The 11,754-nt window shown below is 32.0% G+C and carries 11 protein-coding genes; 4 read left to right on the plus strand and 7 right to left on the minus strand.

The features are described 5' to 3' along the window. Nucleotides 1-60 precede the first annotated feature (60 nt). Nucleotides 61-465, plus strand: coding sequence for a DUF2177 family protein (locus ACHAJD_RS03620; RefSeq protein WP_435584501.1), 405 nt, complete (start codon nt 61-63; stop codon nt 463-465). Next, a complete protein-coding gene (locus ACHAJD_RS03625; protein WP_435584502.1) occupies nt 465-1,247 on the plus strand; it encodes a DUF1295 domain-containing protein in 783 nt (260 codons plus the stop codon). The genes ACHAJD_RS03620 and ACHAJD_RS03625 overlap by 1 nt, the downstream gene beginning before the upstream one ends. A 123-nt stretch (nt 1,248-1,370) precedes the next feature. Here ACHAJD_RS03625 and ACHAJD_RS03630 read toward each other — a convergent pair whose 3' ends face one another. The 6 genes from ACHAJD_RS03630 to ltaE form a co-directional block, all read right to left on the minus strand. Beyond that, a complete protein-coding gene (locus ACHAJD_RS03630; RefSeq protein ID WP_435584503.1) occupies nt 1,371-2,981 on the minus strand; it encodes a complex I subunit 5 family protein in 1,611 nt (536 codons plus the stop codon). A 111-nt stretch (nt 2,982-3,092) separates the two neighbouring features. Then, on the minus strand, nt 3,093-3,887 hold the full coding sequence (locus ACHAJD_RS03635; RefSeq protein ID WP_435584504.1) for an SDR family NAD(P)-dependent oxidoreductase: 795 nt from the start codon (nt 3,885-3,887) through the stop codon (nt 3,093-3,095). Beyond that, nucleotides 3,880-5,097 carry an aminotransferase class I/II-fold pyridoxal phosphate-dependent enzyme gene (locus ACHAJD_RS03640; protein WP_435584505.1) on the minus strand — a complete coding sequence of 406 codons (1,218 nt, stop codon included), beginning with the start codon at nt 5,095-5,097 and terminating at the stop codon, nt 3,880-3,882. The genes ACHAJD_RS03635 and ACHAJD_RS03640 overlap by 8 nt, the downstream gene beginning before the upstream one ends. A gap of 112 nt (nt 5,098-5,209) precedes the next feature. Then, nucleotides 5,210-6,058: a hypothetical protein gene (locus ACHAJD_RS03645; RefSeq protein ID WP_435584506.1), complete on the minus strand. Its 849-nt coding sequence runs from the start codon at nt 6,056-6,058 to the stop codon at nt 5,210-5,212. 139 nt (nt 6,059-6,197) lie between these two features. After that, nucleotides 6,198-6,620, minus strand: coding sequence for an RDD family protein (locus tag ACHAJD_RS03650; protein WP_435584507.1), 423 nt, complete (start codon nt 6,618-6,620; stop codon nt 6,198-6,200). Nucleotides 6,621-6,655: 35 nt separating this feature from the next. Beyond that, nucleotides 6,656-7,666: a low-specificity L-threonine aldolase gene (ltaE, locus tag ACHAJD_RS03655; RefSeq protein WP_435584508.1), complete on the minus strand. Its 1,011-nt coding sequence runs from the start codon at nt 7,664-7,666 to the stop codon at nt 6,656-6,658. 133 nt (nt 7,667-7,799) lie between these two features. On the opposite strand from ltaE, the gene ACHAJD_RS03660 reads away from it, so the two are divergent. Beyond that, nucleotides 7,800-9,614, plus strand: coding sequence for a YgiQ family radical SAM protein (locus ACHAJD_RS03660; protein WP_435584509.1), 1,815 nt, complete (start codon nt 7,800-7,802; stop codon nt 9,612-9,614). 26 nt (nt 9,615-9,640) lie between these two features. Here ACHAJD_RS03660 and ACHAJD_RS03665 read toward each other — a convergent pair whose 3' ends face one another. Continuing rightward, complete coding sequence (locus ACHAJD_RS03665) at nt 9,641-10,489, minus strand: DegV family protein (RefSeq protein ID WP_435584510.1); 849 nt, start codon at nt 10,487-10,489, stop codon at nt 9,641-9,643. A 396-nt stretch (nt 10,490-10,885) separates the two neighbouring features. Between ACHAJD_RS03665 and ACHAJD_RS03670 the strand changes: the two genes are divergently transcribed. After that, nucleotides 10,886-11,683 (plus strand): ice-binding family protein, encoded by a 798-nt coding sequence (locus ACHAJD_RS03670; protein WP_435584511.1) that lies wholly within the window; start codon nt 10,886-10,888, stop codon nt 11,681-11,683. Nucleotides 11,684-11,754 lie beyond the last annotated feature (71 nt).

Here is an 11,754-nt window from a genome sequence, read left to right on the forward strand (position 1 = left end):
TTATTTAACAAGGCTTTTAAAGAATCGTGTTAAAATGTATTTAAGAAAGGAAGTGGACTAATGGCAGTATTTTTAAAACTTTATGGCATCGCGTTTATTGTATTTTTTGCGATTGATTTACTTTGGTTAGGCGTTGTAGCTAAAAATCTATATAATCAATATCTTGGGCATTTATTAAAATCAAACGTAAACTGGATAGCGGCAATTATTTTTTACTTAATATTTATTGGTGGTTTGGTATTTTTCGCAATCATGCCAGCTGTCGATAAAGGATTATGGACACAAGCCTTATTACTAGGAGCTTTATTTGGATTTATTACCTATGCAACCTATGACTTAACAAATCTTGCAACACTCAAGGATTGGCCTATATTTATTACGATTATCGATTTAATTTGGGGGACAACCTTAGGTGCTGTTGTAAGTGTGTTTACTTACTTAATCTATATGGGGGTATTTAACTAATGTTTTTATTTAACGCAGTTGTTTTGTGGGTATTTTTTACGGTTTTTTATGTGTTGGCACAACTTAAAAAAGATAACAGTTTAGCTGATGTTGCTTGGGGTCTTGGGTTTATTGTGATTGGTATATCTAGTTTTGTCTATCAATATCAACTTAATGAAACACTATTTTTAGTGCCTTTGATTATATTAGTTCTAGTTAGTATCTGGGGCTTGAGATTATGTTTTTATATCTTTTTACGTAACCATAAAAAAGGTGAAGACTATCGTTATGTAGCGATGCGTAAAAAATGGGGTAGGTCTGCTTTAATTCAAGCTTATTTAAAAGTTTTTATTTTACAAGGAATCTTGTTGTATATTATATCGTTACCGATTGCATTTAGTTTTTATTTTCAAAGCGAAACATATTCTATCATTATTTTAATTACTGGGATTTTAGTTTGGCTAACTGGAATCTTATTTGAAGCAGTTGGTGATGCTCAGTTAAAAACGTTTAAAAAAGATCCTAATAATAAAGGCAAAATTATGCAAAGTGGCTTATGGAAATATACACGACATCCAAATTACTTTGGTGAAAGCCTCCTATGGTTTGGGATATTTATTACTTCAATTTCTATGTTGGAACCTGTTCTTTTCTACGGTATTGTTGGACCGATACTCATTACCTTATTATTGCTATTTGTATCTGGGGTTCCTTTACTTGAAAAGAAATATAAGGACAACGAAGCCTTTCAATCCTATGCTAAAAAGACGAACAAGTTTGTTCCTTGGTTTCCAAAAAAATAAATTAAAAAATGAATCCGAATTTGGATTCATTTTTTTTAATACTTAAAATAACAACTTCAAATTTATAAGCTTTATATATTTTTCTTAAGAATACTAAACCTATAAAAACAGTAAACCGTTGATTTATATTAGTACAAAATATGCAGTAAGCAAGGCAATATAACCAATAAAAATATAATTAGCGTGCTCAAATGATAATTGGAAATTTCTCAAAGCTTTAAGGGGCGCGTAATCTTTTTTAATAAAGAAATAATTAAGTAAAAAAGCAATTAGCAAGACTAGCGCATAATCAAATAATGCCCCTAGACTAAACGCTCTAATCGCACTTAAATCTACACCGAAGAATCCTCTTGCAATTGGAATATATAAATTCCCTAGCAAAATACAAGCAAGTGCTAAAGTGGATAAAACAATGTCATAACTCCAATGATGCATACGGTAAGAAACTTGTTTTTTTCCAAAAAAGATCACTGCCATTTTCATAAACAAGGTTGCTGTTCCAATATTTGCGATAAATAGTGTCCAATATTTTATGTTGGTGCCTCTAAAACCATAGATAATAATCGATTTACTGATGAAGCCATTAAGAAGTGGTGCGCCAGTAATTGCTAACATTCCGATAATCATGGCGATACTAATTAACGGCATAGTCCTAAACATTCCTCTAATTTCGTCGATTTTTTTAGAACTAAAGACTTTGATAATAACCCCAACACTTAAGAAGAGTAATATCTTAAAAAGCGCATGGTTAAATATATGATAAACACCACCATAAAATACTTGAGGATCTTGACTGGATAATCCAACCATGATCAGTCCAACTTGACTAATGGTTGAATAGGCTAGCATTTGTTTTAAATCTTTTTGTGAAATTGCGAAAATAATACCCAGTAGTGCTGTTACTGCACCAATGACAAAAAAGAAATCTTGGTAATTAAACTCTGCAGCAGCAAACATTTGATTAATACGGATAAATAAATAAAGTCCACCCTTTACAATTAATCCACTCAACAAAGCACTGATTGAACTTTTAGCCGTCCCGTGTGCTTTAGGTAACCAGGTAAATACCGGAAATAATGCCGCTTTAACACTAACACCAGCAAGCATTAATGCAAAGGCATATTTTATGACTGTATAGTCTTTATATAGTTCCATGTTTTCAGTAATTATCTGAATGTTAATGGTTCCAAAAACATTATAAACTAAGATAATCCCGATTAAAAACGCCAATACACCAGATGTATTTAATAATAAGTAATAAATGGCCGCTCTAAATGAAGCACCCGTTTTATTATAAGCGATTAAAATGGTTACAATAATCGTCGTTAATTCAACAAATACAAACATATTAAATAAGTCATTGGTTTGAACAATTCCTAAAAAGACACCTTGTAAGAATATTAAAAAGAAAAGCAAATTGTAATCATGTTTTTTTCGATCAAAAATGTAGATTAAAACCATCCACCAACTAAATAAAGTTAAAAAGATGAATGACATACTAAGAGAATCTACACGTAAACTAATTCCTACACGCGTTGCCCAGCCACCGATTTGTACTAAAGGGGCATCTATGCCACCAGGGACTTGATAGGTGGTGTAATATAAAATAGCAAGTATAGTTAGAAGTGTTTGCGAGATTAAAGCAATATAATTAACAAACTTATTTTTGACTAAATAAATAATCAAACTGCTTAAAATAGGAATCAAGATTAAGTAAATCGGAGTAAAATGCATATCGACACCTTCTTCGTAAATCTCTTTAAGAAAATAATACACTAAAACCTGTAAAGTTTAAACCTTTGTACAATAAAAAACTATATTTATAAAAAAAATAGCCTAAGCAGGCTATTTTGCGTAGAGTTTATAAATAATCCAGTATTTAAATTTATAAGGTAATAGGTGAAATAAAAAGGTTATGATTTTATATTTAATCCCTACTGTAACTTTGGCTTTCATACGCTTTTTTTTCAGTTGCTTACAAATAACTTTTACTACATGTTTTGGGTGCATACCATTTAATTCATCATAAGTCATACGTTCAATCGAATGTTTTATTCTGTTTTTATAAAGCGGATCTTCATTTAAGTTACTAACTCTTCTAGTAGGAAAATCAGTTTTAGTATCTCCTGGTAAAACAATGGATACATCTATTTTAAAAGGTTTTAATTCCATTCTTAAAGCATTAGACATATGGGTTAAGGCAGCTTTTGTCATTGAGTAATACCCTTGAAAAGGAATTGTGATATCTCCAGCAACCGAACCTATGAAAATAATTTTACTTATTTGTGTTTGTCTTAACTTATTTAAGCAGAGTCTAGAAAGTTCTGATGCTCCGAGTACATTAACTTTAAATAAGTTTAGTGCTTCGTCAAACGTTGTATACTCTATGGCATTTCCGATGCCATAACCAGCCACGTGAATAATGCCATGGATTGATTCATATTTTTCATGAATAATCTCACTAAAGGCCTTAATACTTTTTGGATCTGATAAATCACAACTAAAATGTTCCCAGTCGTAAGCTTCATTAGGAAGGTTTCTCGAACACCCAATGACTTGATGGTTCGCTGCAGTTAGCGTTTTAGCAAGCAAATATCCAATACCGCTAGAAGCTCCTGTTACAATATAGGTTTTAGCCATTTAAAAACTTTGCGATGACTTCTTCTTCATTTTCAGGAATCATCTCCATAACGTTAGCGATAATGGCAGCGGCTTCATCCATTAGTGCTTTTGTATGGGTTGCTGTATAACTAGTTCTAATTAAACAAAGACCCTCTGGTGCTGCAGGTGGTAAGACAGGATTTACATAAACTCCGTGTTCATAAAGTAACTTACAAGCAATTAATGTCCGCATGGGCGTGTAAGTATATATCGGAATAATAGGGGATACATCATTATCCATAATTTCTATGTTATATCCTTTTAATAGTTTACGCATATAATTGGTTATATCTAATAAATTTTGAACCCTTTGGGGTTCTTCTTTTATAATATCTAATGCTTTTTGAGCTGCGGCTACATTTGATGGGGTAATGGCAGCACTAAAAATAAATGGTCTAGCTTTGTGCTTAACAAATTCGACAATTTCACGTTTAGCAACCATATATCCGCCTAAACTTGCAAGTGATTTTGAGAATGTTCCCATAATAATATCGACGTCATCTTCTAAATCAAAGTGCGATGCAGTGCCTCTTCCGCCTTTGCCTAAAACACCAAATCCATGGGCATCATCGACCATTACACGCGCATTATATAGTTTTGCTAGTCTAACAATTTCCGGTAAATTACATACATCACCACTCATACTAAACACCCCATCAGTAATGATGATTTTACCTTTATTTGGATCAGCATTTTTTAATTGTTTTTCTAAATCTTTCATATCATTATGCTTATATCTAAGCATTTCTGCATAACTCAACCTCGTACCATCATAAATACTTGCATGGTTTTCACGGTCACAAAAAATAATGTCTTTTCTCCCTGCAACAGCACTAATGATTCCTAAATTACTTTGGAAACCCGTTGAAAAGATTAAGCAAGACTCTTTATTTAAAAAGGCAGCTAAGTCTTTTTCTAATGTTAAATGTGTTGTTAAAGTTCCATTTAAAAAACGCGAGCCTGATACACCACTCCCAAATTCTTTAACAGCTTTAACTGTTGCATCAATCACACGCGCATCACCTGTTAATCCTAAGTAGTTATTAGAACCAATCATGATTTTTCTAGCGCCTTCCATGGTAACTTCAATATCTTGTTTAGATTCTAACGCATGAAAATATGGATAAATCCCTAACTCGATTGCTTCTTCAGCTTGTTTAAAATCATAGCACTTTTTAAATATGTCCATGCCAACCTCCTGATTATGCTTGATATAACGTTTTTATTATAGCATCTTTACTTTAAGGTTTAAAGCCTTTTTTAGTCTATTAAAAAGCAAAAAGCACACCGGAATGTGTGCTTTATTTTATTAGAATATCAAATGTTGAATTTTCAACATCAATTTCAAATCCCATATCTAAATAAACTTTCAGTGCACGCGCATTAATATTTTCAACAACCAGTTGAATCATATCGACTGTTATGTCTTTATAGGTGCATGCTATAACTTCTGAGATAAACGGTTTTGATAATTTATTCCCTCTTTTTTCATGCGTAATTGCAAACACTTCTAACATGGCTTTATTTTTCTTTACTTTAATGAGTGCATATCCAATTGGTACCTTTTCTTCAATTAACACATAAACCGTTTTACTGAGGTCACTTCGGACAACATCTTCACCAGTTATATAAACACCTGGAAATATTGTATCATGCATGACTTTAACAGCTTCTTTGAATTCAGGGTTTAACGTAGTAACTTCAACTGATTGATTTACTTTTTTAAAATTGTGTTTTCTTAGGTTTAAAATGAATTCATTTCCTTTATAGATAGCCTGAGTCATTTGCATTAGTTCTTTATAGTAAACACTTTTATCGTTAAAGAAGAACTGTAAATGATAGCCGGTTTTTAATTGACTAATTAGGTGATTAATTAACTGCAACCCAATGGATATGTTCGCTTGTTTTACATAGGGGCCAGCTACATCGTATGTTTGATGTTCTTTGTTTTCATGGAAAAAGATAATCCCATTAATTACATCGTCTTTAGATACATATACTTGTTTAGTTTCTATGGCATTATAGATATCAGTTCGCAAGCTAGATTCATCTAAACTCATATACCCACTATTAAAAGATACTTCTTTATTTAGTCTTATAACAAAATTTAATATTTGTTCAAAATCGCTTAATTTAGCAAATGCTATCATGGTGTTTTCTCCTTTAAATATAATTAAGTGTGTGGTGGTACGTATTATATATATTAAATACATAAGTAATTTTATGCTAATTCGTTAAATCATCCAAGATAAAATCTTTGGTATAAGAAAAAACTTCGTTTAGAAGTTTTTAAACTAGTACATCATCAACCAAAACTACTTGTGTTTTATATAGTAGGTCATGCGGTGTTCTTCTATCAAGACGTTTATTAAAAATTATAAAAGCAACAATGAAATAAATTCCGATTGTGATAAATCCAAGTACCCATTTTGTAAATTCTCTTAAGTAAGCCGTTTTAAGTGAAATGGGTTCGTTTTGTAGATTAACAATTCTAATACGGGTCCATTTTTTTCCAAAACTTTGCCCTTTATAAAAATGCATTGGTAGTAAAGTTGCTACGTAAAAAGATCCTACTACTACCATGACTTCAATTAAAGGATGCCATAAGTTAAAAATAACGACTAAAATAGCGAAAAAAATTGTCATCATCTCTAGTGAAAATCCGGCTATACGGTCATTAAATTGTGCGGGTAAATGTTTTTTTACGGTCATAATTACTATCCTCCAGTAATAGATTAAAAATTTCTTTATTTAATGAGTTTATTTAATAATTGGATAAATGTGTCAATCATAGGCTTTGTAATATCGTTATGACAAACAAGACGCATATATTCGCCTTTATAACCACCTAAAAGCACATCATGTTTACGCATTTTCTCTGATAATACTTTTAAATCATATGTGCTTTTTACAAAAACCATATTGATATCTAATGCTTCTTTATTTACTTTGAATCCCTCTATTTTTTCAAGTTCATCCGCTAAATATAATGCATGATCATGATCGGTTTTTAAACGTTTAGTCATCTCATTTAAAGCAATTAACCCAGGTGCACCTAAAACGCCAACTTGTCGCATTCCGCCTCCGAGCATTTTTCGGTATTTTCTAGCTTTTAAAATAAAAGCCTTAGTCCCTACTAATATACTCCCTATTGGACTTGCAAGCCCTTTTGATAAACAAAACATAATGGAATCTGCATACTGAGCCATTAGTTTGACATCTACATTAAGATGCGTAGCTGCATTAAAAATTCGTGCCCCATCAAGATGAACATAAATACCGTTTTTAGTAGCGAGGTTATACACTTCTTTCATATATTCTAACGAACCTACAACACCACTACCATGCGCATTTTCCATACAAATTAAACTGGTTTTAGGAAAATGAATGTCTTCTCCACGTATGCCTTCTTTAATTGCGTTTATATCCATCATGCCTTTTGTTTCATTCACTAAGTGATAACTTACACCCGCAAGGACTGCTGCAGCACCAACTTCATAGTTTTTAATATGTGAGTGTGCACCAATAATAATTTCATCGCCACGATTGGTATGTGTCATAATGGCTATTTGATTCCCCATCGTTCCACTTGGAACAAATAAAGCCGCTTCTTTTCCTAATTTATCTGCTGCAGCTTGTTCTAAGTGTTTAATGGTAAGGTCATCTTCATAGACATCATCACCAACACTAGCATGCATCATTGCCTCTTTCATAGCATTAGTTGGTTTTGTGACCGTGTCACTTCTAAAATCAATCATCGTTAACTCCTGGTTTAAGTCTTTAATTACACAAACTATTATAAAGGATAATACGGTTTTAATAAAGGTTCTATATAAAAGATTTTCTAGAGCATAACTCATTTTTATGCTATAATGCCTAAAGGTGATTATCATGAACAGTTTTATAGCAATGACGAAAGAAGAAATGCAAGCACAAGGATTTGAACAAGCAGATTTTATTATAGTTACAGGGGATGCGTATATTGATCATCCTTCTTTTGGTCATGCCATAATTGCACGAACACTACAACGCTTTAATTATAATGTTGCAATTATTGCCCAACCAAATATGAATGACTCAAATGATTTTTTAATGCTTGGTACGCCTAAATATGGTTTCTTAGTCACTGCTGGTAATATTGATTCTATGGTGAATCATTACACCGTTGCAAAAAAAAGACGTAAACAAGATGCTTACACACCAGGGGGAAGAAATGATAAACGTCCTGATCGTGCAACAATTAAGTATAGTAAAAAAATAAGAGAATTGTTTGGTAATATTCCCATTATTATTGGTGGGATTGAGGCATCATTAAGAAGGCTTTCTCATTACGATTATTGGGATAATACGGTAAGACGCTCTATATTACTGGATTCTGGCGCGGATTTACTTGTTTATGGAATGGCTGAAAAAACGATTGTAGAAGTAGCTGATTACTTAGCATCAGGCTTAAATATATCGGATATTATCTTCTTAAGAAATACAGTTTGGAAAACTAAAGATGCTGCATTAATACCAACTGATTCGATAACTTTACCCAGTTATGATGAAGTGTTAGAAAATAAGAAAGCTTATGTTAAAAGTTTTCAACTACAATATAAACAAACCGATGCTCATACTGCTAAAATACTTGTTGAACATTACAATAGACACATTGTCATTCAAAACCAACCAGCCTTTGCGCTTTCTCAAGAAGAAATGGATCAAACGTATGATTTACCCTTTCAACGTGCACCCCATCCTTCTTATACTGAGGCAATCCCTGCGATTGAAGAAGTTAAACTTAGTCTGATTTCAAACCGTGGTTGTTTTGGTGGGTGTAATTTTTGTGCTTTAACATTTCATCAAGGTAGAACCATTCAATCAAGAAGTAAACCATCTCTTTTAAAAGAAGCGCATTTAATTACTATGGATAAAGATTTTAAAGGTTATATTCATGATGTTGGTGGCCCTACGGCAAACTTTTATGAGATGAGTTGCCAAAAACAAGTTAAACACGGTGTTTGTACCCATAAAGATTGTATCGGCTACACCCCTTGTGAAAAACTTGAAGTCTCTCATGATAAATACTTAGATATTTTGCAAGATTTAAGAACAATTCCGACTGTTAAGAAAGTGTTCGTTCGTTCTGGTATTCGTTATGATTATCTAATGTATGATAAAAACCCAGCCTTTTTTGAAGATTTAGTTAAACATCATATTTCTGGTCAATTAAAAATAGCGCCAGAACACATTGATGATGATGTATTAAAATTAATGGGAAAACCTTCGCAAACATTATATGATTCCTTTGTCCAAAAATACAATCTATTAAATAAGAAGTTTGATAAAAATCAATACTTAGTGCCTTATCTAATGTCTTCTCATCCAGGAAGTACTTTAGAAAGTGCTGTTAAACTAGCGCTTTATCTAAAGAAAAACAATCAACGACCCGAACAAGTTCAAGATTTTTATCCAACTCCTGGGACGGCTTCTACATGTATGTATTATACAGAAATCGATCCCTTTACAAATGAAAAAGTTTATGTACCAAAAGATCCAAAAGAAAAAGCGATGCAACGTGCTTTAATTCAATATACTTTACCAAGCAATTATGCTTTAGTAAAAGCCGCACTAGAAAAAACAAACCATACTGAGTTAATTGGTTTTAATAAACATTGCCTTATTAAACCTCATTCATCAAAATCCTATAAAAAAGCCATTTGATTTTAAATAATCAAGTGGCTTTTAATTTATTTTATACGGCGTACAATATAAGCAAACATCTGTGGTCCAGTATGAATACCAAGTACAGGCGTTAACGCAGATAAAGATAAGTTTCTAATGTTTAACTCGTTTTGAAGCTTTTTACCTAACACTTCTGCTTTTGTTGAATCATTACCATAGTGAATGGTAAGATCGATTAAATCATTACCAAATTTTTCAGTAAGTAAATTTTTCATTGCAATCAGTGAGCGTTGAATGCCAAATGATTTAGATAATGTGATATAAACGCCTTCATCATTAACAGTAATCACTGGTTTTACTTTTAAGATATCCCCAATTGTTCCTTCAACTTTTCCAATTCTTCCACCTTTACGCAAATATTTTAGCGTTTCAATCGTGTATATTGCCATACTATCTTCAAAACGTAACGTATCTAGTAATGGAACGATTTCAGATGGTTTTTTCTTTTCTTTAAGTAACTCAAGTGCGTACTCAACAATATATCCTTGAGCCCCACCTAGTGTTTTAGAATCATAATGGGTAATGTTTAATCCTTCGTAATCTTCAAATACTAATCTAAAAGCGTTAAACGTGCCACTTAGCCCTGAAGAAATATTTATTACTAAAACATCTGTGTATTCTTGTTTTTTTAAGTCATCTAATAAGTTCGTTAAATCTTCAATACTTGGAAGGCTTGTCGAAATTTGTTTGCTATCAAGTTGATTGTAAACCTCTTCTGCACTTATTTCTACTTGATCACGGTGACTTACTTCATCAACGAGTATCATTAACGGAATAACATGTAAATTTTTATGTTTTTTTATAAACTCTTTTGATAGATTTGCGGCTGAATCTGTAATGATTGCGGTTTTCATAATATCTCCTTTTTTATAAACAATTATAATTAGTATTATTTGTACCTAACTTTAACATAGATTACTATGCCTGTCAAGGTAGTTGATGCACGATAATTTAATATCTATTATTATAAAATTTATAGACTAAGTCCGTTTATTCTATTGTTTAACAAACTATTCATTTAAGTTAATATTTTGACTAATCCTTGCCTAAATGTACACGTATTTAATTACGAAAAATCTTTTGTTTAATATAAGAAAATAAGTGTTATTTAAATAAATTAAGAGTAATATAATGTTATATTATGATTTTATATGAAATTAATGTGTACATTATGTAATATATGGTGTATAATGAAGTAACTTGAATTAAAGATGACATACTCTTATTCAAGATGAAATGAGGCGTAACAAATGAATATAATCAAAAAATTATTAAATCCTAAAACTTTTATCTTTATCACATTAATCATGTCAGTTTTAGTTCTATCAGCTTGTACGATAGGTAATGATAAAGATCCACAAGATAATCCAACCGGTACAATTAAGAAAGATACTGTTGTCTTAGGTGATGCGAACAATTTTGTTATATTAGCAGAATCAGGAATCTCTACAACTGTAGGGTCTACTATTACTGGTGATATAGGAATATCTCCCTCTTCTGCAACTTATATAACTGGATTTGATTTAATCATGCATTCATCTGGTGAATATGCAACTTCAAGTTTAATTACTGGGAAAGCTTACACATCAACATATGCTTCTCCAACACCAAGCATCTTAACAACTGCAATCTCTAATATGAGAACTGCGTATACTGACGCACTTGGTCGAGAAGCAAACTACACAAACTTATATAGTGGTGACTTAAGTGGAAAAACTTTAACCGCTGGCGTTTATAAATTCGGTACTTCCGTTTTAATTAATACTGATTTAACATTAAATGGTAGTTCAAGTGATGTTTGGATTTTCCAAATCGATGGGAACTTAACTATGGCATCAGATATGAAAATTACTTTATCTGGTGGGGCAAGAGCTGAAAATATTTTCTGGGTCGTTGCAGATACTGTGGCAATTGGATCAGGATCACATGTTGAAGGTACCATTCTTGCAAAAACAGATATCGTTATGGGGACTGGTTCTTCAATTAACGGTAAACTATATGCACAAACCGCTGTTACATTAGAATCAACCACTGTCGTTAAAAAATAATTAAACTTAATTTGAAGTAAATAGTCACATTTAAAAAACCGTATTTTGAGGATTTATCGTAAGCGTCAACT

The organism is Liberiplasma polymorphum (assembly GCF_043951795.1).
GTDB classification, from domain to species: Bacteria; Bacillota_I; Bacilli_A; order Izemoplasmatales; family Izemoplasmataceae; genus Liberiplasma; species Liberiplasma polymorphum.